This window comes from Glutamicibacter protophormiae, assembly GCF_014647495.1.
In the GTDB taxonomy this organism is placed as follows: domain Bacteria; phylum Actinomycetota; class Actinomycetes; order Actinomycetales; family Micrococcaceae; genus Glutamicibacter; species Glutamicibacter protophormiae.
Map to the genome: position 1 here is coordinate 366,343 of NZ_BMPH01000001.1, position 26,979 is coordinate 393,321.

The following is a 26,979-nucleotide window of genomic DNA, read 5'->3' on the forward strand; positions in this document are numbered from 1 at the left end:
TGAGTTCCTTAGTTGGAGGCGTTCTGGACGGAGGTTTCGGCGGCGGCCACCACGGCCGCGGTGGTGATGCCGAACTCCGAGTAGAGCTTCTTGTAGTCGGCGGATGCGCCGAAGTGGCCCAGCGAGACGATTTCGCCGTGGGCGCCGACCAGTTCGCGCCAGCCCTGGGCTACGCCGGCCTCGACCGAGACGCGGGCGGCGACCGCGGCGGGCAGCACCTCTTCGCGGTAGGCGGCGTCCTGCTTGGCGAACCACTCATGGCTCGGCAGCGAGACGACACGCGCGGCAAGGCCCTTGGCAGCGAGTTCCTCGCGGGCCTCGACGGCCAGCTCGACCTCGGAGCCGGTGGCGATCAGGATGACGTCGGGGGTTACCTCTGCGCCGTCGCGCACTGCCTCGGCGAGGATGTAGCCGCCCTTCAGGGCGCCTTCGGCCGGACGGAAGCCGGCAGCCGAACGGTCGTAGATCGGCAGGTTCTGGCGCGAGAGCACGATGCCCGAAGGGGTGCCGGTCAGTTCCAGCATGCCGCGCCAGGCGTAGGCGACCTCGTTGGCGTCCGCCGGGCGGATCACGTCGAAGTTCGGGATGGCGCGCAGGCTGGCGAGCTGCTCCACCGGCTGGTGGGTCGGTCCGTCTTCGCCCAGGCCGATGGAGTCGTGGGTCCACACGAAGATCGACGGCACGCCCATCAGCGCCGCCAGCCGGATGGCCGGGCGCTGGTAGTCGGAGAAGATCAGGAAGGTGCCGGAGAACGCGCGGGTCGGGGACGAGAGCACGATGCCGTTGACGATCGAGGCGGCGGCGTGCTCGCGGATGCCGAAGTGCAGCACGCGTCCGTACGGACTGGCCGACCAGGAATCGGTCGAGCGGCGCTCGGGGGCGAAGGACTTGGCGGTGTCGATGGTGGTGTTGTTCGAGCCGGCCAGGTCGGCCGAGCCGCCCCACAGTTCGGGCAGCTCGTCGGCGATCGCGTTGATGACCTTGCCGGAGGCGGCGCGGGTGGCCATGGTGGAGCCCGGTTCGAAGACCGGCAGCTTCTCGGTCCAGCCCTCGGGCAGCTTGCCCGACTCCAGGCGTTCCAGCAGTGCGGCGCTGTCCGGGTTGGCGGCCTTCCACGCGTCGAAGTCCTTGTTCCAGGCTTCGTGGGCGGCGGCGCCGCGGGACAGGGTCTGGCGCGCGTGGGCCAGCACCTCGTCCTCGATGGCGAAGTTCTTCTCGGTGTCGAAGCCCAGCGCCTTCTTCAGGCCGGCGACTTCTTCGCCGCCGAGCTTGGAACCGTGGATGCCGCCGGTGTTCTGCTTGGTCGGCGATGGCCAGCCGATGATGGTGCGCAGCGAGATGATCGACGGGCGGCCGGTCTCGGCCTTGGCGGCGCGGATGGCCGCATCCAGCGCGGCGACGTCTTCAACATATTCGCCGGTCTTGGTCCAGTCCACGCGCTGGGTGTGCCAGCCGTAGGCGGCGTAGCGGCCCAGGACGTCTTCGGTGAAGGCGATGTCGGTGTCGTCCTCGATGGAGATCTTGTTGTCGTCGTAGATCACCACGAGGTTGCCCAGTTCCTGGTGGCCGGCCAGCGAGGAGGCTTCGGAGGTGACGCCTTCCTGCAGGTCGCCGTCCGAGGCGATGACGTAGATGGTGTGGTCGAACGGGCTGGTTCCGGCTGGTGCTTCCGGATCCAGCAGGCCGCGCATGCGGCGCTGCGAGTAGGCGAAGCCCACGGCGGAGGCCAGTCCCTGGCCCAGCGGACCGGTGGTGATCTCAACGCCGGCGGTGTGGCCGAACTCCGGGTGGCCCGGGGTCTTGGCGCCCCAGGTGCGCAGGGCTGCGATGTCTTCCATTTCCAGGCCGTAGCCGGAGAGGAACAGCTGCAGGTACAGGGTCAGCGAGGTGTGGCCGGGGGAAAGGATGAAGCGGTCGCGGCCGATCCAGTTCGGATCCTTCGGATCGTGGCGCAGGTGCTTCTGGAAGATCAGATATGCAGCCGGGGCCAAGCTGATGGCGGTGCCGGGGTGGCCGTTGCCAACTTTTTCAACAGCATCGGCTGCCAGGACACGGGTGGTGTCAATGGCTTTACGGTCCAACTCGGTGAGGGAGAACTCTTCTACTAAGGATTCAGTCGCCACTGCGGCGTTCCTTCCATTCAGGCTTGGACGGGAGAATAACTCCCGCTGACACGCAATACGCCGTCGGTCCTATGTACCCGGTATTCGAGCTTAAAAGGGGTCATTGGTCGCGACGGCGCAATCAGGTTCAACTCTATCGCGAAACACCCATTTGATGCGCGGGTTAAGCAAGATGACACCCAAAGATTTGCGTCCGCGGGCAACTCACTGCGTTTGCCGGCCCGTTTTGCACCTGTTGCCGATAGTTCGTGAGTGGTTCTCCGGGCCGCGCGGACTGGGTGGATCGCATCCGAGGGGACATGGCCGGAACCCCGGCCAGTGACCAGCAGGAGTGGGCGGTGCAGTGGATGGTGTCTTTTGCGCAAGCAGTGTGAACTCACAATCTACAAAAGTTCGAATTTGTGGCTACGGATCCAACCAATTTTGAGTATTGTTCTCCTGCGATTGGGCTGCTCGGATGTTCGTTGATCTCTAAGTGTTTGTGCCGCGGCCCATGCACCGTGAATAGCACTGGCGCGCGGGTGATTGCCGCCGGTTTCCCGCCGCGCGACGACGGGGTGCCGACGCGGACCGGTTCCATCCGCTGCGTCGCCGGCGCCCGACCTGGGTTGCCGTCATGTGGGCTGTGTGCTCGTCGATCATTACTTGCCGGCTGGCTGCTCGTGTGCGTTGACGGCCTGCGCAAAGGTCTCAAGTTGACTCAAATCACCATGTTTCGGCCGAATCCCTGATAGGGGGGAGTTTCATTCAATTTCTATACGACGTAGAATGGTTGTGTCTGTCCTTGTATCCTTTGAAGAACTGAGTGCGTTTAATTGAAGACTCAAAGTGTCGCCGACTTGTCAGTGCCACGCGCATCGCGCCAGCCTGGTGAATCCGCTGGCGACTTTCTGAAGCGCAAGGCCAGTGCCTATCTCGCACTGACCAAGCCTCGCGTGATCGAGTTGCTGTTGGTGAGCACGCTTCCAACCATGATCTTTGCCCAGCGCGGCTTCCCGCCGGTCTGGCTCATGGTTTCCACCATTGTTGGCGGCGCCATGGCCGCCGGCGCCTCGGGCGCATTCAATTGCTACATCGACCGCGACATGGACAAGCTCATGAAGCGTACCAAGGGCCGTCCGCTGGTCACCGGCGACCTGACGCCCAAGGAAGCGCTGATCTTCTCGTGGACCATGGCCATTGCCTCACTGGTGGTGCTCTGGGTGGGAACCAACCCGCTGACCACCGCTTTGGGACTCGCGGCGATCCTGCTGTACGTAGTTCTCTACACCATGATCCTCAAGCGACGCACCGCCCAGAACATTGTCTGGGGCGGCATTGCGGGCTGCATGCCGGTATTGATTGCGTGGGCCGCAGTCAAGGAAACCATTGAATGGCCAGCGGTCATCCTGTTCCTCGTCATCTTCCTGTGGACCCCGCCGCACTACTGGCCGCTCTCCATGAAGTACGCCGACGACTACAATGCAGCCTCGGTTCCTATGCTGGGCGCCATCGCGAACGCACGCCGCGTTTCCGTCCAGGTGGTGCTCTACGCATGGGCCACTGTGGTCTGCTCGCTGCTGCTCGTGCCACTGGGCGGCGCAGGGATCGTCTATACGGCGATCGCTGGCGGCGCCGGCGCATGGTTCGTCTACGAGTGCCACGTGCTCTACCGCGAGGCTCAGCGCGACCACAAGCCTGCCGAGGTCAACCGCAAGGCCATGAAGGTCTTCCATATCTCCATCACCTACCTTTCGATTGTGTTCCTGGCCTTGGCCATTGATCCGTTCGTCGGAAGCCCGCTTCTGGGCTAGGGCTTCTCCCGCATCTTGGCATCCGGCACTGAATCACTTGATTCGGTGCCGGATGTTTCTTTTAACCCTTGTCGCAGCGGAATACTCCTTATCCTGCTATGCAAGTCTTGTTATGCAAGGTAAAGTTCCATCCATGGAAGATCAAGGCGAGAAGATTGCGACGAACATCCGCAAGGGCGTCCTTGAATACTGTGTGCTGGCTCTGCTGGCACAGGGGGACAAGTACGGTCTTCAACTGGCTGATGAGCTGGTGGATCGCAACCTGACGGCCAGCGAGGGAAGCTTGTATCCCTTGCTGGCGAGGATGAAGTCAGCCGACCTCGTGACCACCCGTTGGGAGGGAAGTAGTACTGGACGGCGGCGGAAGTACTACGCAATCACCGAACGTGGAATGTCGCACCTGCGGCAATTTGATGCGGTTTGGAATGAAATATCAGGGCAAGTAGGCGAACTACTCGGGAGACAACATGAACACGACTGAAAACCAGGATGCGGCAGCCAAGTATCTTCGGGCACTTGACCGGGAGCTGCGAAACGTTCCCCAAGCACGGCGTGAAGCCGTGGTTGCAGATCTTGCGGAGCATATTGACGAAGCCAGAGAACGCGGCCGCAGTGATGCGCAGATCATTGCTTCTCTCGGGCCGGTTGAAGCCATCGCCGCAGATGTCCAGTTGGACTTCGCTGACGGCGCGGCGGAAGTAGAACGCCGCTCGAAGCTCAGGGTTCTGGGTCTTGTAGCGCTTGCTGCCGGAGTGCTGGCCGCAGTTGTCGACACGTGGATCTACCCGTCGTCGAATATCGATGAGTTCTGGCCGGATTGGCTGCTTTCGAGCTCGATCAACTACGACGTAAACACGCGTTGGGGTGCCGGACTGATGCTGGTCTTCCTGCTCCCCGGCATCATGGTGGCGGCGGGATCGCTCGTGAAATCCGGGGCCGCTCGCATTTACTGCACGGCTGCTGCCCTGATCGTGACGGCCTTGCCTTTCGTCATCGGCTTCAACCTCGGCATCTTTTTCCTGCCGCTGATCGTCGCCGCATGGATGATTGCGGGGATATCCCACCGCCGGCAGGAGCCGGCCCAGGGCCGCAAGTTCGTGGCCCAGCGGATCGTGGCCGGGCTGGTTGCGGGCGCCCCTGCCGCCGCGTTGTTCGCTGGTTTGGTGACGGGCACCGTGGGGACCGGGGTGCTGGGCGTGACAGTCATGGTGGTCCTTGGTCTGGCGGCCGCAGGAGCGATGATGGGCCTGCGCGCCGCCTACTGGGTCTTGACGGCCTGCGGTGCGCTGCTGCTGGTTACTGCGGTCTTCGACATGGGCATGCTGGTGCTGGGCCTGTGGGTCGCCGGGACGATCTATTTCTTCGTAGGGCTTGCAGGGCTGCTGCGGCCTGCGCCAAAGGGGTAGGAAATACCTGCCACACAACGATGGGCGGCCCCCAACAAGAAGTTGGGGGCCGCCCATCGTTGTGTGGAGCGGAACTAATCCTGTTCGACGCGCACAGACTTCGGCATGAGGCTCGCACGATCCCACACGTTGGTCGCCGCAACCATGAGCATGCTCGCCCCGAGCATGTGCAGCAGCACTAGGGCGACCGGCAGGCCGTTCAAGTGCTGGATGTATCCAATGGCTCCCTGGATCAGGATGGCAACGACCATCCACCAGCCTGCGGTGCGGAGCTTCGGGTTGCCGGTCGTGCGGTAGGCGAGAACCATGAACGCAATAGTCGCGAGAATCAGCAGGTACACCGGGCCGGTGTGCAACGGGGTGACGATACGTGGATCGAACATGTGGCGAGGTGCATCGGCATCGCCTGCATGAGGCCCGGTGCCGGTGACAATGGTGCCCATGATGATGGCGATGCTCGCCAAGAGCAGCACCAGGGTGCCGACCTGCGCAATGGCCTTGCTGGTGGCCGGTGCCTCGTCGTGCTTGAGTTCGCGGCGGGTGCGGTTGACCAGGATGGTGGCCAAAGCGACCAGCGACGCGGAAAGCAGGAAGTGGAGCGAGACAACCCAGGGGTTCAAGCTGGTGAGGACGGTAATGCCGCCGATGACGCCCTGGCCGGGGATGCCGATCAGCAGCACCAGACCCAGCTTGTACAAGGTGGTGTGGGACTTGCGCATGTTCCAGATCGAAACCAGAAAAGCGATGGCGATGACCAGCAGGACGAAGGTCAGCAGGCGGTTGCCGAATTCGATCAGGCCGTGGATTCCCATCTCGGGAACCGGGGTCATGGAGCCGGGCACGCAGTTCGGCCACTGCGAGCAGCCCAGGCCGGATTTGGTCAGGCGTACTGCGCCACCGGTGACAATGATGCCAATCTGGGAGATCAATGATGCGATCGCCAGACCGTGAACGAGGCGGGTTACCTTCGTTGGCAGCTTGTCGGCCCAGCTCTTGGCGGCTAGGTCTGAAGACATGAAAATCATCCCTTTTGGCTTGGTGTGGTGGTTAGTTCCATTTGAACTTCTTGATGGCCGCGAACGAGCCGGCAACGGCCCAGAGCACCAGGAAGATCAGTCCGGGAAAGTTGAAGTGCCCGTTGATCAGGGCATCGCGCATGGCATCGCCCAGCGCCGCGGATGGCAGTGCACTCAGCGTGGGCTGCAACCATTCCGGTGCCATGCTCAGCGGGTAGAGGACGCCGCCGGCGCCCGCGAGCAGGATCCAGGCGAGGTTGGTGATGGCCAGCGTCGCCTCCGGGCGCACAGTGCCTGCGATCAGCAGGCCCAGAGAGGTGAACGCCGCCGCGCCCAGGAGCAGGAAGAGAATCCCCGGGATGATGCCCCATGGATTCGGTTGCCAGCCAAGCAGCAGCGCTACGGCGCTGATCAACACAACTTGGATGAGCAGCACGGTCAACACGGCGATGACCTTGCCGAAAATCAGCCCTGTCTTGCCCAGCGGGGTGGTGGAGAACATTCTGAGAACACCATAGCGGCGGTCGAATCCGGTGCCGATGCCCTGGCCGGTAAATGCGGTGGAAATGACGCACAGCGCCAGGACTCCGGGGACCGCGGCATCAATGGTGCGCTCTGCAATATCCGAAATCAGATCCGTGAAAGTCAGGACAAAGAGTGCAATCATCGGCATGACCACAGCCAGGATCAGCTGCTCGCCATTGCTGAGCATCTGGATCGCTTCATACTTGCCCTGGACCAGGATGCGCTTGAGCGGGGAAACCGCATTGGATTCGGTGCTGACCTGGGTCATGCCTGTTCCTCCTTCTGCGCAAACTCAAGGAATACATCTTCCAGGCTGCGTGACTGCAAGTTCAATTGGGTTGGCAGGATCGACTCCCTGGCCCACCAGCTGGTCAGCCAATTCAGGTGCTCGGGGGAGTTGACTCCGTCCAAGCGGTACTGGCCGGCAGAGGTCTCCGTGAGGTACAGGCCAAGCGGTGGCTGTGGGAGCGCCAAACCGGCCTCGGCGCTGAAAGAGACAGGCCGGGCATCGTGGCCCTCCTGGGCCCGGGCGATGAGCTCCGAGACGGTGCCCTGGGCAACCGTGCAGCCCTTGTCGATGATGTAGACATAGTCGCTCAGGCGCTGCGCATCATCCATGAGGTGCGTAGTCAGCACAATTGCCTTGCCAGCGTCACGCAGCTCCGAGATCAGGTCGAAGACCACCTGCCGGGACTGGGGATCCAGTCCGGCGCTCGGTTCATCGAGGAACAGCACGTCGGGGTTTCCGGCCAAAGCCAAGGCCAAGGCCACACGCTGTTTCTGGCCTCCCGAGAGGCGGCGAATGGTGCGCGATCCGAAGGAATTCAGATCGAGGCGCTCGACGAGGGCATCGATATCCACCGGATCTCTGTAGAGCGAAGCGACATGACGCAGGAGCGGCACGGGGCGCATCGACGGGGGAAGACCGCCGTCCTGCAGCATCACGCCGACCCGGGCGCGAAGGTCCGGATTGTCCCCGTAGGGGTCCTGTCCCAGAAGCTCGATGGAGCCGCCATCGGGGCGCATCAAGCCCTGCGCGCAGGCCAGGGTCGTGGACTTGCCGGCACCGTTGGAGCCCAGCAGGGTGGTGATTTGTCCCGGGTAGGCCTTGAGTGAGACCGACTCGAGGACTCGCAGCATGCGATTATCCAAGGCCGGAACTGGACCTAAATCTTTGGCCAGCTCATTTATGACGAGGCTGGGGGTAACAGAAGACACCACAGCATTCTACGTCATGTCGAACTCTCGAGCTTGAGTGGTTCGTCACCATCGCTTCAGTTGTCAGCGCCAACGCGAGAGAATTGAAGATGTTAGAAGCAGGTCAAAAACCGCGAATCTACAAGGCGGGAAAGCCCGCCCTTAGTAAGTCCTTCCTTACTAGACTGATCGCGAAAATATACGCATGATTGTGTTGTGTATTCATCTAATTCAAACTCAGTGAGTAGCTCGACCAGTGCCGTCGCCGGTGCTGCGGGTGATACAGAGGAACGCACGCGCGACCGGGTCCTGAACGCAGTTCTCGAAGATGGACCGGTCAGTGCGGCCGAGCTTGGCAGCAAGCTTGGCTTCACGCCCGCGGCGGTCCGCCGTCACCTTGATGCCCTGTCCAAGGCGGGGCTCGTCGAAGTAAAGCTCGTGGCCAACCAGAAAACGGGTGCTGGACGCCCGTCCCGCAGATATGTGCTTTCGCACCGAGGGCAAGCCAAGCTCGGCAACGATTACTTGGAAATCGCCACCGATGCGCTAAAGGTGCTCGGTGAAGCTGCCGGCGAGGACGCGATCCGCAAGTTTGCCCGCGATCGGTTTGCGGCCATGGAGGACCGCTACGCCAAGGCCTTGGCCGGCGTGGAAGGTCTGGAAGCCAGGGCTGACGTTTTGAGCGAACTGCTCAGCACGGACGGCTTTGTCGGGTACACCCGCAAGGTCGACACCAAGGTGGCTACGGCCCTGATGCATAGCGTCCAGCTCTGCCAGGGGCACTGCCCAATACAAGACTTGGCACGGGAGTTTCCGGTGTTTTGCGACATGGAAACCGAAATGTTCGCCCGCTTGATCGGGGTTGATGTGCGTAGGCTCTCAACCCTGGCCGGAGGCGGACACGTGTGCACGACCCACATCCCAGTGGGGCGTGAAAAGGCGCCAATGCGCGCCGAGAAGAGAACTCGAATTCAGTTCACGAAGCAGGAGAGGCCGCGATGACGGATCAGATTGCACAGGAGTCTGCAGACCCAGGTGTAATTTCCGAGATTCTGGAAAAGAACCCTGAACTCCAGGGAATCGGTAATTACGAATACGGCTGGGCCGACAAGAACGACGCCGGAGCCAACGCGCGCCGCGGTGTCGACAAGGATGTAGTAGCTAACATCTCCGCTCTGAAGAACGAGCCGGAATGGATGCTGAACCTTCGCCAGAAGGCACTGAAGTACTTCGACCGCAAGCCGATGCCAACCTGGGGTCCAGACCTCTCGGGCATCGACTTCGACAACATCAAGTACTTCGTGCGTTCCACCGAGAAGCAGGCCACCAGCTGGGAAGACCTGCCCGAGGACATCAAGAACACCTACGACAAGCTGGGTATCCCGGAGGCTGAGAAGCAGCGTCTGGTTTCCGGCGTTGCCGCGCAGTACGAGTCCGAGGTCGTCTACCACCAGCTGCGCGAGGACCTTGAGGCCCAGGGCGTCATCTTCCTGGATACCGACACCGGCCTGAAGGAACACGAAGACATCTTCAAGGAGTACTTCGGTTCGGTCATCCCGGCTGGCGACAACAAGTTCGCTTCGCTGAACACCGCTACCTGGTCCGGCGGTTCCTTCGTGTACGTCCCGAAGGGCGTCCACGTGGAGATCCCGCTGCAGGCCTACTTCCGCATCAACACGGAAAACATGGGCCAGTTCGAGCGCACGCTGATCATCGCCGATGAGGGCTCCTACGTCCACTACATCGAAGGTTGCACCGCGCCGATCTACCAGTCGGACTCGCTGCACTCCGCAGTGGTCGAGATCATCGTGAAGAAGAACGCCCGCGTTCGCTACACCACGATCCAGAACTGGTCGAACAACGTGTACAACCTGGTGACCAAGCGCGCCGTCTGCGAAGAGGGCGCGACCATGGAATGGGTCGATGGCAACATCGGCTCCAAGGTCACCATGAAGTACCCGGCCGTCTACCTGGTCGGCGAGCACGCCAAGGGCGAGACCCTGTCCATCGCCTTTGCCGGCGAGGGCCAGCACCAGGACACCGGTTCGAAGATGGTCCACATCGCCCCGAACACCTCCAGCGCCATCGTGGCCAAGTCGGTGGCCCGCAACGGCGGCCGCTCGGCATACCGCGGCCTGGTCCAGGTGCAGGAAGGCGCCAAGGGCACCAAGAACTCGGTCGTCTGCGACGCGCTGCTGGTTGACCAGATTTCGCGTTCGGATACCTACCCGTACATCGACGTCCGCGAGGACGACGTGACCATGGGCCATGAGGCAACCGTGTCCCGCGTTTCCGAGGAACAGCTGTTCTACCTGCAGTCCCGCGGTCTGGCCGAGGATGAAGCCATGGCAATGATCGTGCGCGGCTTCGTCGAGCCGATCGCGCGCGAACTGCCAATGGAGTACGCGCTGGAACTGAACCGCCTTATTGAACTTCAGATGGAAGGATCGGTCGGCTAAGAATGTCGGAGACCACCACCCATATCCCGGAAGAGAAGTCGCGCATCGGCGCGCCATCGATCCCCGGTTTCACCGAAGAGGGCGAGAACCTCTCGCCGATCAACGACAACGATGGCTCGCCGCTGGGCGGTGCGTCGTCGAAGGCGCACAGCCACGGCGGCGGAGTCGGCGTTCCCGACTCCTCCCGTGCCGGCCGCCTGACCAGCTACAAGGTCGAGGACTTCGCCAAGCTGACCGGCCGCGAAGAAGACTGGCGCTTCACCCCGCTCAAGCGGCTGAAGGGCCTGCACACCGACGAGCTGACCGGCGCCGCGCCGAAGGTCGAGCTGACCGGCAGCGATGCCGTGGTGCTGACCGAGGTGGCCGCCGATGACGTGCTCAACGGCATTGCGCACACCCCGGACGACCGTGTGTCGGCCAATGCCTGGAAGTACGCTTCCAGCACCCAGGTCGTCACCGTGCCGAAGGGCGCCGAAGGCGTGCAGGCTACCCTGCGCATCACCGGCGAATCGATGGATGCCGCGGCGCAGCACATCATCGTGGTTGCCGAGGAGAATACCGAAGCGACCATCATCCTGGACCACGTCGGCTCCGCCGTGCTGGCGCAGAACGTGGAATTCGATGTCCGCGCCGATGCCCGCCTGACCGTGATCTCCCTGCAGGCCTGGGAGAATGACGCCGTTCATGCTTCCTCGCAGCAGGCGCTGGTTGCCCAGGGCGCCTCGTTCAAGCACATCGTCGTCACCTTCGGCGGCGACCTGGTGCGCGTGAACCCGTCGGCACGCTTCACCGGCGAACGCGCCGAGATCGAGCTGTACGGACTGTACTTCGCGGACGCCGGCCAGCACCTGGAGCACCGCCTGTTCGTTGACCACGCCGTGGCCAACTGCAAGTCCAACGTGCTCTACAAGGGTGCCCTGCAGGGCAAGGACGCGCACACCGTATGGGTTGGCGACGTGCTGATCCAGAAGGCAGCCGTGGGCACCGACTCCTACGAGGCCAACCGCAACCTGGTGCTCACCGACGGCGCCCGCGCCGACTCGGTGCCGAACCTGGAAATCGAAACCGGCCTGATCGACGGTGCGGGTCACGCATCGACCACCGGCCGCTTCGATGACGAGCACCTGTTCTACCTGATGGCCCGCGGCATCGATGAGAAGACCGCACGCCGACTGGTGGTTCGCGGCTTCCTGAACGAAATCGTTCAGCAGATCGGTGACGAGGCTCTGCAGGAGCGCTTGACCGAAACCATCGAAATGGAATTGGCTGCGACTGAGAACTAGTCAGTACCTGTCTTCATCAGCTTTTTAGAAAGAAACGGAACGACGTATGTCTACTCTGGAAATCAAGGACCTGCACGTCTCGATCGACACCGAGCAGGGCTCCAAGGAAATCCTCAAGGGTGTAACCCTGACCATCAACACCAATGAGACCCACGCAATCATGGGCCCCAACGGTTCGGGCAAGTCCACCTTGGCTGCCACCATCGCCGGACACCCGCGCTACAACGTCACCAGCGGCACCATCACCCTCGATGGTGAAGACGTGCTGGAGATGAGCGTTGACGAGCGCGCCAAGGCGGGCCTGTTCCTGGCCATGCAGTACCCGGTCGAGGTCCCGGGTGTGACCATGACCAACTTCCTGCGCACCGCCAAGACCGCGATCGACGGCGAAGCCCCGAAGCTGCGTACCTGGACCAAGGACGTCAAGGAAGCCATGGGCAAGCTGAAGATCGACGCCGACTTCGCACAGCGCAACGTGAACGAGGGCTTCTCGGGCGGCGAGAAGAAGCGCGTCGAGATCCTGCAGCTGGAACTGTTCAAGCCGAAGTTCGCCGTGCTGGATGAGACCGACTCCGGCCTGGACGTCGACGCATTGAAGATCGTCTCCGAGGGTGTCAACCGCGCCCAGAACGAGAACCAGATGGGCACCCTGCTGATCACCCACTACACCCGCATCCTGCGCTACATCAAGCCGGACTTCGTGCACGTGTTCGTGGATGGCAAGATCGCTGAACAGGGCGGCCCGGAGCTCGCCGACCGCCTGGAAGAAGAAGGCTACGACCGCTTCCTGAACGTCAACGCCTAGTTAGGAAAGTTCCCATGAGCGAAGCTACGGAACAGAGCAAGGGTTCCACGACTACTCCGCTGGAGGATGTCGAGGAAGCGCTGAAGGACGTCATCGACCCGGAACTCGGCGTCAACATTGTCGACCTGGGGCTGCTGTACGGGCTGAAGTACGCCGAAGACGGTGTGCTGATCCTGGACCTCACCCTGACCACCGCTGCCTGCCCGCTGACCGACATCATCGAGGAGCAGGTGGCCTCGGCACTGGAGAGCGTCGTCGACGAGCACCGGTTGAACTGGGTCTGGATGCCGCCTTGGGGTCCGGAACGCATCACCGATGACGGCCGCGACCAGATGCGGGCCCTCGGGTTCAACATCTAGTCCAAGCCAAGCCTCGAAGGGCGCCGCAGGAATTTCGATTCCTGCGGCGCCCTTTGCCGTTGGCTCCACGGGCTTTGCCGGCGGACGGCGCCGGCAGAGGAACGGCTGATTTCGACTGAGTGGGACTGGAGGTAGCCAGCGGCTCGAAATCGTGCGTATAGTTCCCTGTATTCCAGTTAGGGATACCTCACTCACAGTGCAACAGGGGAGAGAATCGTGACAGAAACGACGCACGCGGCCGCAACGCTGGTTGCCAAGCCCATCGAGGACATCGAAGAAGCCCTGCGGGATGTCATCGACCCGGAACTCGGCGTGAACATCGTCGACCTGGGGCTCGTGTACGGGTTGCGCTTCGCCGAGGACGGCGCCCTGGAGATCGACATCACGCTGACCAGCGCGGCCTGCCCGCTGACCCCGGTCATCGAGGACCAGGTGGAAAACGCCTTGCAGAGCCTCGTCGAGTCCTACCGGCTGAACTGGGTCTGGATGCCGCCATGGAGCCCCGAACACATCACCGAAGACGGCCGCGACCAGATGCGCGCGCTCGGCTTCAACCTCTAATCCTGGTTGCGGGGCATCGATTCGAAGGCGACTGCGCTTCCCGTGCCCCCTGCGGCGGCCATCAACGCGACGGCGCGCTGGCCCGGCATGCGGGCCTGCTGGGCCTGCCAGAATAAGCGAGTGACCAGGACAGCTCCGCTGGCCCCGTAGGGATGCCCGAGGGCCAAGGCTCCGCCTTGGCGGTTCACCCGGTGTTCGCCAATGCCCAATTCGTCCAGGCAGGCCAGCGCCTGCACCGCGAACGCTTCATTGAATTCAATCAGCGCGTCGCTGCGCGCGGGATCCTCGCCGAGCAGGCGGACCAGGTTCCGGTAGGCGGGTGTCGCCGCCATGCCCAGAATTTCAGGATCGCTCGCCCCGGAGACCGCACCGAGATAACGCAAGGCGAAATCCGGTCCCAGCCGTTGGCGCATCCCCTCGCTGGCCAGGACCACCGCGGCGGCACCGTCGTTGATCGGGCAGGCGTTGCCCGCGGTGACGCTTCCGCCCGGAACGAAGGCGGGCTTGAGCGCTGCGAGTTTTCGTGGTGTCAGCCCCGGGCGCGGACAGGTGTCGGCCGTAACCAGGCCGCCAGCGGTGGAAATATCCACCAGCTCGTCGTCGAAGGCTCCGGCTTCCATGGCCTGCAGGGCTTTGTGGTGGCTGCCCAACGCGAACTGGTCCTGCCGTTCGCGGCTGATGCCGTAGCGCACCGCGATGTTTTCCGCCGCGACCCCCATGTCCGGGTCTGGATCGGGCGTCGGCGTGAAACGCGCCCGGGAATAGAGCCGCGGCTGCATCATGGGATCGGTCTGCTTCTCCACCCGCCAGGGGGCGGTGCTCGCGGATTCGACGCCTCCGGCAATGACGAGGTCTGCTTCGCCGCAGCGGATCATGCGTGCCGCCGCTGCGATGGCCTCCAGCCCGCTGGCGCACTGCGCATCCACGCTGGTGGCCGGGACGGTGTGCGGCAATTCCGAGGCGAGGGCCGCAACGCGGGCGATGTTGCCGCCCGGGCCGGCGGCGTTCCCCGCAAAAACATGGTCCACGCTGTGCGGGTCAATCCCTGCGCGCTGCAGCAGTGCATCGATCACGGACCCGAGCAGCCGGTCGGCGGTGATCCGGGTGAACTCCTTGCCGGCCCGGACAATGGGCGTGCGGGCGGCGCCGACTATGTAGGCGTTATTCATCTCAGGAAAACCTTTGCTAGCTGGGGAACACCGGTACCAGGAAGTTCGGAGTCGGCGATTTTTCCGCTGGAAGTCATCGGCCAGCGTTCCAAAAATACCAGTTCGTGCGGGATCTTGTAGCTTGGGAGCAGCTCGCGCAGCCGGCCGCCGAGCTCCCGTCCCTGCAGCGGATCTCCGCAGGTATAGGCCAGCAGCGTCTTGCTCCCGTCGCACTCAACCATGAGGACCCGTACATCTGCCAGCCCGAGCCGTGCGAAGGCCTGCACGATTTCTCCGGGATGCACGTTGTTGCCGTTAAGGTTCAGCATCGCGCCGCCGCGCCCCTGCAGTTCCAGGCGGCCATCGTCGAGCAGTCTGCCGAGGTCTCCGACGCTGGTGGAAGTTCCGCACCGCTCGATGGCTGCGCTTCCGGAAGAATCGTAGCCGCTGGCGTTGAACGGGCTGTCGACGAAGATCAAGCCGTTGGACGAGGACCGCCCCTCACGGTGGAAGTGCAATCGCACTCCGGGGAACGGCGTGCCGATGAAGTTGCCGGCGGGTCCTTCGCCCGGCCCGCGCCGGCGGTAGGCGATCAGGCTGTGTTCCGAGCTGCCGTAGTATTCGGTGCAAGCAGTGGCGGGGGTCTGAACAAAAATTTTGTTCACCGTGGCGGCCGGAAGCGGTTCACCCCCGCTGACCACCGTGGCCAGCGAGGAGAAGGCGCCGTCATCCGCGGTGTCGAGCAGGCGCTGGATGATCGTCGGCACCGAGACGATGCGGGTGCAGGCGTGCCTGGAGAGCATGGCGCGCACGGCATCTGCGTTCCAGCGCCCGCTGGCCAGCAGTGTTCCGCCGGTGTGCAGCGATTCGACCAGCGCGTAGAGTCCGAGCCCATGGGATATCGGACCGGGGCACAAGGTCACCGCCGCGGGAGCCGCGCCGAGGATCTCGGCGCCTGAAGCCAGGGACTCCTGCCACGAGGCCTGGCTGCGAACGATCGCCTTGGGCTCGCCGCTGGATCCTGAGGTGCAGATAACCAGCAGTTCGCGGTCCGGATCGGCTGGCCGGACCGGGCGCAGCCGGCCGGCGGCGTCAGCTGGCACCGGATAGGGGGTGAAGGCCAGTTCCTGCAGCGAACCCGCCTGGTCGGGATGGACGATGACCCCGGCGGCTCCGAGCCGCCGCGCCGTCGCCGTGAGCTGCGCCGGCGGCCATGCCGGGTCGAGGACCACCAGCGGCTTGCCGGCCAGGACTGCTGCATGGAATCCCACTGCCATGGTCAGCGGATCCCGGGCGTAGATTCCCACGCGCTGGCCTGGGTGCTGGCGAAGGGCCTCGGATAGAGTTTGGGCTCGAAGCATCAGCTGGCCGAAGGTCAGTTCCTCCACGGCGGAGGCCACTGCGATCCGGTCCGGCGTGCTTCGAGCCCAATGCTCTACGGCAAGCGAGAGATCCACGAGCTTATTTCAGCAGGCCGCGGTAGCTGCGATGGACGGTCAGGGCGACGAGGGTTGCCACTACCGCCTTGAGCAGGTCGCCGGGCAGGAACGCGAACGAGCCGACCAACGAGGTCTTCAGGTCGAGGCCGGTGACGACCGCGGTCCACGGGACGCCGAACAGGTAGATGACCACGATGCCGCCGAGGATGGTGGAAACCAGGCCGGCGACGAGCTGCAGGGGCTTGGACTGCAGGCGGATGACCCAGTACTTGAAGAGCGCGCCGATCACGAGCGAACCGAAGAACCAGCCGACAAGGTAGCCTCCGGTCGGGCCGAGGAGCACTCCCAGCCCGCCGCGGCCCCCGGCCAGCAGCGGCAGTCCGGCCACCGACAGCACGACGACGATCAGCGACGCCAGGGCGCCGCGCCATGGCCCGAGCATGGCGCCGGCCAGCATGACACCCAGGGTCTGCAGCGTGATCGGCACCGGGATGACACCGAGGGTGATGGGCGGCACCAGGCCCATTGCGGCGATCATCGCTGCGAAAACTGCAACGTACACGGTATTGCGTGTCTGTGATGGTGCGGTCGTGGTGGACATGGATTCTCCTAGAAAGGTGGTGAAAACGTGATGAAGGAAGGTGGGGTGCGGCGGCTAGCGCTGGTTGCGCGGTGCCGGTGCGGAATCATAGCCGCGGGCGTCGAGCGCTTCGGCGGTTTCGTCCGCAATTTTCAACGATCGAATGACCAGCGGGACGCTGACCGCCAGCGGATTGTTGCCCAGCCCGCGAGCGTGCTGCGCTTCGCGGACCTCGAGGTAGACGCGTTTGAGCTCCGGAATGAACCGGATGGCCATGGACAGGGCCAACGCGATCTGCGCAGGATTGGCGCCGAGAACGCGCAGGGGAGAAGCGACGTTCTGGAACAGCTCCAGCATGGCGTCGAAGCTCGTGGTCAGGCTGACCGAATAGGCGAACAGGCACATGGCGAGCAGGCGCAGCACGGAGATGGCCGCGTTGAGCCATCCCGTCTGGACGCCCAACAGGATCAGGACCACACCCAGGATGACCACCAGTGTCAGCAGCGGCATGCGCAGCTGCTTGAAATCCACGCGGGCCGAGGCAAGCGTCGCCGCGCTGAGGATTAGCAGCGCAAGCAGGACTTGCCACGAGGAAATCAGGTACAAGCTGATGCTGACCGCCAGCAGCGTTCCGAATTTCCAGCCGGCCGGGATGCCTGCGAGCCAGGAAGTGTTCTTCGCCGCGATCATGCGTGGCTCCATTGGCGGTAGTGCGCGATGGCCTGGTCCGGTGCGCCGTCGAAACGGATGCCGCCGTCGGTGACCACCAGGACCCGGTCGAAGTCTTCCAGGATCTCCAGATCATGGGTGACCACGATCGCCCGCTGGTCCAGCCGTGCGATTTCGCGTTGGAACGCCAGCCGGTTCTTCAGGTCCAGCATGGTTGTCGGCTCGTCGAAGACTATGGTTCGCGGCTGCATCGCGATCACTGCGGCCAGCGCGACCATTTGCTGCTCCCCGCCGGAAAGGGTATGGCTTTCACGTTCGGCAAGGTGCATGATGTTCAGCTGCGACAGGGTCTCGGCGACGCGGAACTGGCGTTCCTGCTTGCCGAGACCGAGGTTCTTCAACCCGAAGGCAATGTCTTCGGCGACCAGCGGCATGATGATCTGGTTGGCAGGGTTCTGGAAAACGAATCCCACATCGCGCCGGATCTGCTTTGAGTGCTTGGCCGTGGTGAGCTCGCCGACGCGGACGGTGCCCGAGGTGGGCAGGACCAAACCATTCAGCAACCTTGACAGGGTGCTCTTTCCCGCCCCGTTGGCACCGATGATACCGATGCGCTGCTCGTCGAGTGAAAGCGTGAGATTGGTCAGCACGTCACGGTCGTCGTAGCGGACCGTCACGTTCTCAAGTCGAATCTGAGGTAGTTTCACAATGCTCCAGCAGGTCACTCATGCAAGGCCGATGAGTTCTGCTGGTTGCAGTTCGATCAGTCATGCTCTTAGTTCATGGCTTAGTCGGCCACAATTAAGAGGATACTTGATCACCGTTCAATTTTCTTGATCACTGTTCAAGAAAGTCGCTATACGACGAAGAACTGCTCATAGATCAGGCCCAGGGCGAGCCCGATCATGATGATTCCCGAGCAGAAGGTCACCGTGCGCGCGGCCACCGGCCGGGAGCGCAGCAGGACCCGCGCGGCCTTCGCCACCGAAAAGTAAACAGCGATCGAAACCAGGAAATGGCCGATACCCAGCGCGGCCGTCTGCAAGGTCACTGGCATGGGCTGCGCACTATCCAGGAACTGGGGGATGAGCGCCACATAAAGGAGCAGGGCCTTGGGATTGGTGCCGCTCGTGAGCAGCCCCTTGAGGAACGGGGCGCGCCATGGGTTGGCGGTCTTCACCTCGGCTGGCGCCTTCTGCAGTACGGATACAGACATCGACGCGCGTGGTGCTTCCGGCTCAGGTTCGTCGGCGACTTCCTGCAGCCCGGCAGTGCCTGCGCCGTCATAGAATTTGGCCTTCTTCCAGCTGCGCAGCGTCGAGATTCCGAGCCAGAGCAAATAGAGCGAACCGGCCATGGTCAGGCCCATCAAGAGATTGGGGGAGCTTGCCACCAACGCGGCCATGCCGCAGACCAGCAGTGCGGTGTGGAACAGGTAGCCGGAGAGCAGTCCCCAGACGGCTGGACGGTAGCTGGTCTTTCCCAACGCGGAGGAAATAATGTAGGCCCAGTCGGCGCCAGGGGTGCAGGCAAGGGTAATTGAAACCAGCAAAAAACCCGTCAGCTGACTGATTTCCATTGTTCCTCCAGTACGTATCCGATGATCTGGGAACAACGTTAGGAGAAAAAACAGGAAATGTGCTTGCCGAATCTTTGCCCAGATGCAATTTGAGCGCAATATAAATTACCAAAGTCACGAACTAGAGCAAGATCTTTGTGCAGTAGTATCGAGCTATGGATAAATTGGATCGTGCCATTATCGCTGAACTGCAGTTGGACGGGCGAATGAGTGCCACTGCTGTTGCCGCCCGGGTGGGACTGTCGGTAGCGCCATGTCACCGGCGGATGCGGGAGCTGGAGAGGTCCGGGGTGATCACCGGGTATCAAGCCGTGGTCGACCCGCAGCAGGTCGGGCTCGGCTTCGAGGCGCTGGTCTTCGTCACGCTCAGGGACCGGTCGCATCTGAAGGAATTTGAAACTGCCGTAGAAGCGGAGGAACTCATCGTCGAGGCGCAACGCCTGTTTGGAGAACCCGACTTCCTGCTTCGCGTTTTCGCCAAGGATCTGCCGCATTACCAGCGTGTCTATGACGAGGTGCTGGTGAACTTGCCCGCGGTTGAAAAGCTGACCAGCACTATCGTCATGCGAAACATCAAGGGCAGGGCGGTCCTGCCGGTCTAGTCGATGCCCTCGATCTTGGCGGGTGTTCGCGTTACGCGTGGTGACAACAGCAAGGACATCAGCATGACGGCAAAGGCGATCCACAACGCTTGCGGCAGACCGGTGTGATCGACTGCGAACCCGATCAGCGGGGGACCGGATAGCATCGCGCCGTATCCAAAGGCGCTGATAATGCTCACTGCGTTGGGGCCCAGCCTGCTGCCCTGCGATGCAGCGATGGTCATTCCCACCGGGAAGCCCAGTGAACTTCCCAAACCCCACATGACCGAGGCGATTCCCAGGACGATTGGGCCGTGGCCGACGAGGAACATGCAAATACCGACCAGCCCGATCGAACCCATGAGCAGCAGCGTACGCCGCGGTCCAAGGTTGTCCACGATCTTGCCGCCGGCAAACCGGCCCGCTGTCATTGCTGCCACGAAAAGGGTGAACATGAGCGCACCCGTGTGATGGGGCAAGCCATGGCCGCTGACGCTAGCCAATGCAATCCAGTCATTGGCCGCGCCTTCGGCGAAGCTCAGGCCCGCCACCATGAGCCCGAGCAAGAGCAACAGGCCCAACTTTTGGTTCGAGGCGGCCTTGCTCCTGCCCGCCGGCTTGGAACGAGTGCCGTAGTTTTCCTTCTCCCATCCGGCCAGTCCAAGCTGCGCCAGGAAAGCGATGAGTACCAGCAGGGCGGCCACCATCGCGAAATGCCAGATGGTCAACATCTGCAGGGTAATAGTTGCCGTCGCGAGACCCGCGCCGAGCAGCGTTCCGAGGCTGAAGAATCCGTGGAATATCGGCATGAGGCTTCGCCCGCGATGTCTCTCAACGCGAGCGCCGCTGACATTCATCATAATGTCCAGACATCCGAAAAATATGCCGTTAATGAAAAGAATGATAAATGCAGTTACTGGTGATCGCGTAACTGAAATAGATATCCCGAGACCGACGAGACACGCGGCGAGAAGAATTGGGAAATAAAAGAGTAGTTTTCGAGTATCGAATCTACGGCTAATAGTCGGAATGATCGAAATTCCCAATAGGGTTCCCGCGGTCATGCACAGGAGGAAGGAGCCGAACGTCAGGCCTGAAAAATCGAAGACTTCATCGATGACGGACAAGCGGCCAGCCCACGACGCAAAGGAGATGCCAGCAGCGAGAAAAATGAGATTAATACTATCTCGCTCGGTAAGAACTCTCCGAGAAGCTGTGCTGGTGGCCTGTGTCATCTACCCTTTCGCCCTTCGATGTGAAACTGCTTAAAAGTTTATCTCATTCTGTGTTAGTTTCCATGCGTGGCGCCCCGCTCTACTGGCTTTTCAGTGCCGGTGTTGCGCTCGTTCGTATGCCATTCACAGAATCAGATTATGTATCGGTCTTGGCGTGATTCGTCCGGTTGGGATTAGGCGTTCAGGCTCGCCATTTAATGTCCTAGTCAAACTAATGCAAGTCTGGTGCGATCGGCGGATGCCACGTAGGCTCTGAGCAATATCTGAAGATCTTCCAGCGAGGCGGGGATGCGGTAGTGGGCGCCAAGACACTGAAAACCGATGTGGTGATCATCGGCGGGGGACTATCGGGACTAGTTGCGGCGGCCGCAGCCGTAGACGCCGGCCGGCGCGTAACCATCCTGGACCAGGAAAACTCGAATAACCTCGGTGGGCAGGCGTACTGGTCATTTGGCGGGCTCTTTCTTGTCGACTCGCCAGAGCAGCGACGTCTCCGCGTCAAGGATTCCTTTGAGCTTGCGTGGAGCGACTGGCAAGACAGTGCGCAGTTTGACCGCTTGGAAGACCAAGACTCGTGGGCCGTGAAGTGGGCGAAGGCCTATGTCGAATTCGCCGCAGGGGAAAAACGCTCGTGGATTCGTGAACAGGGCATTGAGCTGACTCCAGTTGTGGGCTGGGCTGAACGGGGCAGCGGCGCTTCCGGGCGCCATGGGAACTCCGTTCCACGCTTCCACATTTCATGGGGGACTGGCACCGGAGTCAGCGGTCCGTTCGCGGAGAAAATTCTTCAAGCGCAACGGGATGGCAAGGCAGACCTCCGCTTCAGGCATCGCGTGACCGAACTGTTGGTGGTCGACGGGGTGGTCACCGGTGTTCGCGGTAGCATCCTGGAACCGGATGCAAGTGCCCGCGGAGTCAAGTCATCCCGGTGCGTGGACGGAGAGTTCGAGATCCAATCGCAGGCTGTGGTCGTGGCTACGGGAGGGATCGGCGGCAATCACGAATTGGTCAGGAAATTCTGGCCGAAACGTCTTGGCAGCGCGCCGGCCCACATGATCTCCGGGGTGCCCGCCTACGTTGACGGCAGCGGATTGGAGCTGGGTGAAGCGGCAGGGGCAAGCGTGGTGAATCGCGATCGTATGTGGCATTACACCGAAGGAATCAGGAACTGGGACCCGATTTGGCCAATGCATGGCATCCGGATACTCCCTGGTCCCACCCCAATGTGGTTCGACGCGAATGGCAACCGCCTGCCTGTGCCTGGACTGCCCGGGCACGACACCATCGGTACCCTCCGTCACTTGAGAACCGATGCAAGCGCGTCTGCATTTGATCACTCGTGGTTTGTCCTGAATCAAAGGATCATCGAGAAAGAATTCGCACTCTCAGGCTCCGAGCAGAATCCCGACCTCACCAACCATGACCGCCGGGCTGTGGTGGCGGACCGGATTTTCGGCAAGAGCGCCCCGGCGCCCGTCACAGCGTTCCTTGAGCACGGGGCGGATTTCGTGACATCCGAAACGCTTGAAGGCCTGGTCGCGAAAATGAATGCGATTGCGCCGGAAGCAACGCTGGACGCGGACCGCCTGCGCCAGCAAATAGAATCACGAGATCTCCAAGTGGAAAACGCCTTCAGCAAGGACGCCCAGGTGCAAAGCATCCGGAATGCACGCCGGTATCTGGGTGACAGGCTCATGCGAGTCGTCGCGCCACATCGTATCCTCGACCCGGCCGCCGGGCCGCTGATCGCAGTGAAGCTGCACGTGCTGACCCGCAAGTCACTCGGCGGATTGCAAACTGATCTTTCGGGACGTGTGCTGTCTCCGGAAGGCAATGTTCTGGACGGACTGTACGCCGTTGGGGAAGCCGCGGGTTTCGGTGGCGGCGGCATGCACGGATACAACGCTCTCGAGGGAACTTTTCTCGGCGGGTGCCTTTTCACCGGCCGCCAAGCCGGCCGGGCCATAGGTGCGGAGGTCATTTAGATCCGTAGAAAGCTGCGATCCGCAGGATGCACTCTTGCCCTGCTTCATCCTCATCGACTCGTACTTAGGCCTCTAAAGGATCCGCCCGCAAAGGCCGCCAGCCTTGGTCGGTTGTTTCACAACCTTGAACAGAACCGCCGTTCACTTGGAATCAAGTAAACGGCGGTTCTGCATCTTGCGCCCCCGGCGGGATTCGAACCCACGACCTAGAGATTAGAAGGCTCTTGCTCTATCCAGCTGAGCTACGGAGGCTGAACCCAAAATAGTTTAGCCTATGGTTCGCTTGGAACGCGATTCGAAGCGGATAGGCTGGAGCCAGCGGTGAGATTACAGTTGCTGATTAGGCGAGGTTAACGTGCAACGATGGAAAATCGGCGGGCTACGAGGAACTGTGTTGTTCTGCCTCTTGAGCATGCTTCTCGCGTGGATCGTAGCCATGCCGTTGTGGCTCGGCCCGGGACTGGGCCATCCGTCATTCACATGGATCGCGCTGGCAATGATGATAACTCCGAGTATTGCAGCTGTTGTCGTGGCGGCGCTCGAAGGGACGCTCGGACGATTTTTCGCGGACGTTGGCATGTGGCCAGTGCATCGGCCCTGGCGCTTCATCACAGCAATGCTCCTCGGGATACTGATTCCGGTATTTCTGATTATCCAGGCAGTGTTCGTGGGGTCCTGGATCGGTGTCTTTCCCGGGGATCTGCAGAACTTCACGATCTTGAAAACCGTTTCAGGCGAGGCCGGTGTCGGACGTTACCTTGTTGATCAAGGTGGTTTGATTCTTGTTGCCGGACTTGTAAACCTTCTCCCTGCTCTAGGTGAAGAGGTGGGTTGGCGCGGCTGGTTGTGGCCTCGACTGCAACCGTTGGGCCAGTTGCCTGCCATCCTTATTTCCGGAGTCGTGTGGGGGCTTTGGCATGCGCCACTGATTCTTCTGGGTTACAACTACCCTCTGGCCGACGGGCCGTGGGGCGTGATGTCCATGTGTGGCATGTGCATTGTGGTGGGCGCATTCTTTGCCTGGCTGCGTTCCTTTTCCCAATCGGTCTGGCCCGCGGCCTTCGCCCATGCGATTTTTAATGCCAGCGCGGGTCTCGTGTCGCTGTTCATGGTGATGGGGACGATGCTCGATACTCAAAAAACTTCCATCCTCGGTTGGTCAGGATGGATTCTTCCAGCGGCCCTCATAACGGTCATGCTGTTCGCACGAGTCTTCCGTGAACAGGAAAAACCGGAAGTATCCACAGTTCGTTCGGTGCGTTCTTGAAAGAGTGGAATAGGGCCGACCATGGTGTGGAAGCCGGCATTCGCCGGTACCTCGTTCAAAGGAGAACACGCCATGGCTGATCTGATGACCATCCGGGGGATTGTCGGTACGGAGCCGCAGCTGAGTATTACCCCCAAGGGTCTAGCGGTGCTCAAGTTCCGTGTCGCGACCCATGAACGCAAGCGTGATGGAGAGACCGGGCAGTGGGTTGACGGCGCGACGAGCTGGTTCTCTGTCTCGGCCTTTCGGGCTCTGGCTGAAAACGCGATGGAGTCGATCGCCCAAGGAGACCATTTGGTGATCTTCGGAAAGCTGCAGATTCGGCAATTCGACCGTCCCGATGGCACCCGGGGCATGAGCGCTGACCTTGAGGCCTATTCGCTGGGGCATGACCTCCGGTACGGCATTTCCCAATTTACAAAGGTTCGCAGTGACAACGGCGACGGCGATCGCATCACTCACTCGTCCGCTGTCGACGCCCCTCGCGCTCCGGGTGAAACCGGGAGTGAAAATATGTGGGCCAGCGAGGAGACCGACGCTGCGTGAATCCGGCGAAACCCTCGGTGCCCGGGTGGGCTTTGTGAATCCGGGCACCGTGAGAGGAAGATTCTGCCGAATGGATTGGGTTTTGGAGCCTGCGACAGACTAGCCTTAAGGTTATGGCGGAATTCATTTATACGATGACCAAGGCTCGCAAGGCCGTTGGTGACAAAGTCATTCTTGACGATGTCAGCATGTCGTTCTATCCGGGCGCCAAAATTGGTGTCGTGGGCCCTAACGGTGCTGGTAAGTCAACAATCCTGAAGATCATGGCGGGCATTGATACCCCGTCGAACGGTGAGGCTCGACTCTCACCGGGTTACTCGGTCGGCATCCTCCTGCAGGAGCCACCGCTGAACGAAGAAAAGACCGTCCTGGGCAACGTCCAGGAAGGCGTTGGTGAGATCTACGAAAAGATCCAGCGCTTCAACGAAATCTCCGAAGAAATGGCCCAGGACGGCGCCGACTTCGACTCCTTGCTGGAAGAGATGGGCAAGCTGCAGGAAGCGATTGACGCTGCCGACGCTTGGGACATCGACAACCAGCTCGAGCAGGCTATGGACGCGTTGCGCTGCCCGCCAGGCGATGAAATGGTGACCCACCTCTCCGGTGGTGAGCGTCGTCGCGTTGCACTGTGCAAGTTGCTTCTGCAGAAGCCGGACCTGCTGCTGCTCGATGAGCCTACTAACCACTTGGACGCCGAGTCGGTCCTGTGGCTCGAGCAGCACCTGTCGGCCTACCCGGGCGCCGTCCTGGCCGTGACCCACGATCGTTACTTCCTCGATCACGTCGCCGAGTGGATCTGTGAAGTCGACCGCGGTCGTCTGCACCCATACGAAGGCAACTACTCCACCTACCTGGAGAAGAAGCGCGAACGCATGGAAGTCCAGGGCAAGAAGGACCAGAAGCTGGCAAAGCGCCTGGCGGAGGAACTCGAATGGGTTCGCTCCAACGCCAAGGGACGCCAGACCAAATCCAAGGCCCGTCTTGCACGCTACGAGGAGATGGCAGCAGAAGCCGAGCGCACACGCAAGCTTGACTTCGAAGAAATCCAGATCCCACCAGGCCCGCGCCTGGGCCAGCTGGTTATCGAGGCCAAGAACCTGAAGAAGGGCTTTGGCGACCGCGTCCTCATCGACGGGCTGTCGTTCTCGTTGCCGCGCAACGGCATCGTTGGTGTCATCGGTCCGAACGGTGTCGGTAAGTCGACCTTGTTCAAGACCATCGTCGGCATGGAGCAGCTGGACGACGGCGACCTGAAGATCGGCGATACCGTCAAGATCTCCTACGTTGACCAGAACCGCGAAAACATCGATCCGAACAAGAGCCTGTGGGAAGTCGTTTCGGATGGCCTGGACTACATCCAGGTTGGCCAGGTTGAAATGCCGTCGCGCGCCTATGTTTCAGCCTTCGGTTTCAAGGGTCCAGATCAGCAGAAGAAGGCAGGTGTGCTCTCCGGTGGTGAGCGCAACCGCCTGAACTTGGCACTGACCCTCAAGCAGGGCGGCAACCTGTTGCTGCTTGATGAGCCTACCAACGACCTTGACGTTGAAACGCTGTCCTCGCTGGAAAACGCACTCCTGGAGTTCCCGGGCTGTGCAGTGGTCGTATCCCACGACCGTTGGTTCCTGGACCGCGTGGCTACCCACATCCTGGCCTACGAGGGCACGGAAGAGAACCCATCGAACTGGTACTGGTTCGAGGGCAACTTCGAGTCCTACGAAGCCAACAAGATCGAGCGCTTGGGTGCGGATGCAGCGAAGCCGCACCGCGTTACCCACCGTCGCTTGACTCGCGACTAAGGGTTTCGGGTATGGAAAAAGCCGCCACGAATGTGGCGGCTTTTTCGTTCCCTGGCGAAGTATCTTCTGGCCGCCTAGTTGTTCGGCGAGGGGGCCAGGAGGCCTGACAGCCGGACGTATTGGCGGTCTTGGTGGAGCAGGTGCTGCTGATGGGCGCCGTGCAGGATTTCATGGACTTCGGCGGCGATAAGCCGTGAACCGCCGACGCTAATCGAGGAGTGCAAGCTCGCGCGAAGAGCTACCGGCGCGTGTGGAAAGTATGGTTCGCCAGAGGGCAGGAACTGGAATCCCTGTTCCTGCGTGAAGCGAGGGGCCCCGGGCTGTGCGAAGTTCGTCGCCAATTCGTCATGGTCTTCGCCCAACAAGTGGATCATGAAGCTCGACGCGGACAATACTGCCCCTGCTGCTCCGGATTCCTTGGTCAGGGAGAAGGACACCGCTACCGGCTCAATGGACAGCGATGCCAGCGATGACACCGTCAGGCCATAGGGAATGCCGTCGACCGTTGCGGTGATGAGCGCGACGCCGGCGGGATGATGACGGAAAGCGGTCCGGAAATCATCGGATAAAGTCGACATATTCACTGATCCTTCTGCCGGGCTGACGAGGGCGGCCCGGTGTTGGTCA

Annotated in this window: 26 protein-coding genes and 1 tRNA gene; 14 read left to right on the top strand and 13 right to left on the bottom strand. The window is 61.7% G+C overall.

The features are described 5' to 3' along the window. Positions 1–8: 8 nt before the first annotated feature. The gene (gene tkt / locus IEY43_RS01700; RefSeq protein WP_188946840.1) at positions 9–2,123 is read right to left on the bottom strand and encodes a transketolase; all 2,115 of its coding nucleotides are present in this window, start codon (positions 2,121–2,123) and stop codon (positions 9–11) included. Between the two features lie 839 nt (positions 2,124–2,962). Here tkt and IEY43_RS01705 point away from each other — a divergent pair. The 3 genes from IEY43_RS01705 (at position 2,963) to IEY43_RS01715 (ending at position 5,322) form a co-directional block, all read left to right on the top strand. Beyond that, positions 2,963–3,916: a heme o synthase gene (locus IEY43_RS01705; protein ID WP_374189838.1), complete on the top strand. Its 954-nt coding sequence runs from the start codon at positions 2,963–2,965 to the stop codon at positions 3,914–3,916. 133 nt (positions 3,917–4,049) lie between these two features. Next, positions 4,050–4,397 carry a PadR family transcriptional regulator gene (locus IEY43_RS01710; RefSeq protein ID WP_188946841.1) on the top strand — a complete coding sequence of 116 codons (348 nt, stop codon included), beginning with the start codon at positions 4,050–4,052 and terminating at the stop codon, positions 4,395–4,397. Further along, entirely contained in the window at positions 4,384–5,322 is a 939-nt protein-coding gene (locus IEY43_RS01715) for a DUF1700 domain-containing protein (protein WP_188946842.1), read from the top strand. Before IEY43_RS01710 ends, IEY43_RS01715 begins: the two co-directional genes overlap by 14 nt. Positions 5,323–5,396: 74 nt before the next feature. Here the strand turns inward: IEY43_RS01715 and IEY43_RS01720 are convergent, their stop codons facing one another. Genes IEY43_RS01720 through IEY43_RS01730 form a run of 3 tightly spaced genes read right to left on the bottom strand, consistent with a single transcriptional unit; the run spans position 5,397 to position 8,003 of the window. Next, entirely contained in the window at positions 5,397–6,338 is a 942-nt protein-coding gene (locus IEY43_RS01720) for a COX15/CtaA family protein (RefSeq protein WP_188946843.1), read from the bottom strand. A 31-nt stretch (positions 6,339–6,369) separates the two neighbouring features. Continuing rightward, complete coding sequence (locus IEY43_RS01725) at positions 6,370–7,131, bottom strand: ABC transporter permease (protein ID WP_188946844.1); 762 nt, start codon at positions 7,129–7,131, stop codon at positions 6,370–6,372. Further along, positions 7,128–8,003, bottom strand: coding sequence for an ABC transporter ATP-binding protein (locus tag IEY43_RS01730; RefSeq protein WP_245353570.1), 876 nt, complete (start codon positions 8,001–8,003; stop codon positions 7,128–7,130). The genes IEY43_RS01725 and IEY43_RS01730 overlap by 4 nt, the downstream gene beginning before the upstream one ends. 297 nt (positions 8,004–8,300) lie before the next feature. On the opposite strand from IEY43_RS01730, the gene IEY43_RS01735 reads away from it, so the two are divergent. From IEY43_RS01735 to IEY43_RS01760, 6 genes are all read left to right on the top strand, one after another. Continuing rightward, positions 8,301–9,062: a helix-turn-helix transcriptional regulator gene (locus IEY43_RS01735; protein ID WP_229777217.1), complete on the top strand. Its 762-nt coding sequence runs from the start codon at positions 8,301–8,303 to the stop codon at positions 9,060–9,062. Then, the gene (gene sufB / locus IEY43_RS01740) at positions 9,059–10,519 is read left to right on the top strand and encodes a Fe-S cluster assembly protein SufB (protein ID WP_188946847.1); all 1,461 of its coding nucleotides are present in this window, start codon (positions 9,059–9,061) and stop codon (positions 10,517–10,519) included. Before IEY43_RS01735 ends, sufB begins: the two co-directional genes overlap by 4 nt. Before the next feature lie 2 nt (positions 10,520–10,521). After that, a complete protein-coding gene (sufD, locus tag IEY43_RS01745) occupies positions 10,522–11,802 on the top strand; it encodes a Fe-S cluster assembly protein SufD (RefSeq protein WP_188946848.1) in 1,281 nt (426 codons plus the stop codon). A 46-nt stretch (positions 11,803–11,848) separates the two neighbouring features. Next, positions 11,849–12,607, top strand: coding sequence for a Fe-S cluster assembly ATPase SufC (gene sufC / locus IEY43_RS01750; protein WP_188946849.1), 759 nt, complete (start codon positions 11,849–11,851; stop codon positions 12,605–12,607). Between the two features lie 14 nt (positions 12,608–12,621). Further along, a complete protein-coding gene (locus IEY43_RS01755; protein ID WP_188946850.1) occupies positions 12,622–12,966 on the top strand; it encodes a metal-sulfur cluster assembly factor in 345 nt (114 codons plus the stop codon). A gap of 216 nt (positions 12,967–13,182) precedes the next feature. Next, on the top strand, positions 13,183–13,527 hold the full coding sequence (locus IEY43_RS01760; protein WP_188946851.1) for a metal-sulfur cluster assembly factor: 345 nt from the start codon (positions 13,183–13,185) through the stop codon (positions 13,525–13,527). Here the strand turns inward: IEY43_RS01760 and IEY43_RS01765 are convergent. From IEY43_RS01765 to IEY43_RS01790, 6 genes are all read right to left on the bottom strand, one after another. Further along, a complete protein-coding gene (locus tag IEY43_RS01765; RefSeq protein ID WP_188946852.1) occupies positions 13,524–14,696 on the bottom strand; it encodes a thiolase family protein in 1,173 nt (390 codons plus the stop codon). The genes IEY43_RS01760 and IEY43_RS01765 overlap by 4 nt on opposite strands. Continuing rightward, complete coding sequence (locus tag IEY43_RS01770) at positions 14,693–16,132, bottom strand: class I adenylate-forming enzyme family protein (RefSeq protein ID WP_188946853.1); 1,440 nt, start codon at positions 16,130–16,132, stop codon at positions 14,693–14,695. The genes IEY43_RS01765 and IEY43_RS01770 overlap by 4 nt, the downstream gene beginning before the upstream one ends. A 4-nt stretch (positions 16,133–16,136) precedes the next feature. Further along, positions 16,137–16,715 (bottom strand): biotin transporter BioY, encoded by a 579-nt coding sequence (locus IEY43_RS01775; protein WP_188946854.1) that lies wholly within the window; start codon positions 16,713–16,715, stop codon positions 16,137–16,139. A 54-nt stretch (positions 16,716–16,769) separates the two neighbouring features. Beyond that, positions 16,770–17,384, bottom strand: coding sequence for an energy-coupling factor transporter transmembrane component T family protein (locus tag IEY43_RS01780; protein ID WP_188946855.1), 615 nt, complete (start codon positions 17,382–17,384; stop codon positions 16,770–16,772). Next, complete coding sequence (locus tag IEY43_RS01785; RefSeq protein ID WP_188946856.1) at positions 17,381–18,070, bottom strand: energy-coupling factor ABC transporter ATP-binding protein; 690 nt, start codon at positions 18,068–18,070, stop codon at positions 17,381–17,383. Before IEY43_RS01785 ends, IEY43_RS01780 begins: the two co-directional genes overlap by 4 nt. Positions 18,071–18,219: 149 nt before the next feature. Then, positions 18,220–18,942, bottom strand: coding sequence for a LysE family translocator (locus IEY43_RS01790; RefSeq protein WP_188946857.1), 723 nt, complete (start codon positions 18,940–18,942; stop codon positions 18,220–18,222). Positions 18,943–19,097: 155 nt separating this feature from the next. Between IEY43_RS01790 and IEY43_RS01795 the strand changes: the two genes are divergently transcribed. Beyond that, positions 19,098–19,544, top strand: coding sequence for an Lrp/AsnC family transcriptional regulator (locus tag IEY43_RS01795; RefSeq protein WP_188946858.1), 447 nt, complete (start codon positions 19,098–19,100; stop codon positions 19,542–19,544). Here IEY43_RS01795 and IEY43_RS01800 read toward each other — a convergent pair. Then, positions 19,541–20,758, bottom strand: a complete 1,218-nt coding sequence (locus IEY43_RS01800) for an MFS transporter (RefSeq protein ID WP_188946859.1) — start codon at positions 20,756–20,758, stop codon at positions 19,541–19,543. The genes IEY43_RS01795 and IEY43_RS01800 overlap by 4 nt on opposite strands. 296 nt (positions 20,759–21,054) lie before the next feature. Between IEY43_RS01800 and IEY43_RS01805 the strand changes: the two genes are divergently transcribed. Next, on the top strand, positions 21,055–22,743 hold the full coding sequence (locus tag IEY43_RS01805) for an FAD-binding dehydrogenase (RefSeq protein WP_229777218.1): 1,689 nt from the start codon (positions 21,055–21,057) through the stop codon (positions 22,741–22,743). A gap of 178 nt (positions 22,744–22,921) precedes the next feature. Here IEY43_RS01805 and IEY43_RS01810 read toward each other — a convergent pair. Continuing rightward, positions 22,922–22,995 (bottom strand) — tRNA-Arg (locus IEY43_RS01810). 103 nt (positions 22,996–23,098) lie between these two features. Here IEY43_RS01810 and IEY43_RS01815 point away from each other — a divergent pair. The 3 genes from IEY43_RS01815 to ettA all read left to right on the top strand — a co-directional run bounded on the left by IEY43_RS01815 (position 23,099) and on the right by ettA (position 26,352). Continuing rightward, a complete protein-coding gene (locus IEY43_RS01815) occupies positions 23,099–24,010 on the top strand; it encodes a CPBP family intramembrane glutamic endopeptidase (protein WP_188946860.1) in 912 nt (303 codons plus the stop codon). A 72-nt stretch (positions 24,011–24,082) separates the two neighbouring features. Continuing rightward, positions 24,083–24,556 carry a single-stranded DNA-binding protein gene (locus tag IEY43_RS01820; RefSeq protein WP_188946861.1) on the top strand — a complete coding sequence of 158 codons (474 nt, stop codon included), beginning with the start codon at positions 24,083–24,085 and terminating at the stop codon, positions 24,554–24,556. Between the two features lie 113 nt (positions 24,557–24,669). Next, positions 24,670–26,352: an energy-dependent translational throttle protein EttA gene (gene ettA / locus IEY43_RS01825; RefSeq protein WP_188946862.1), complete on the top strand. Its 1,683-nt coding sequence runs from the start codon at positions 24,670–24,672 to the stop codon at positions 26,350–26,352. Positions 26,353–26,426: 74 nt separating this feature from the next. Here the strand turns inward: ettA and IEY43_RS01830 are convergent, their stop codons facing one another. Continuing rightward, positions 26,427–26,930: a flavin reductase family protein gene (locus tag IEY43_RS01830; protein WP_188946977.1), complete on the bottom strand. Its 504-nt coding sequence runs from the start codon at positions 26,928–26,930 to the stop codon at positions 26,427–26,429. Positions 26,931–26,979 lie beyond the last annotated feature (49 nt).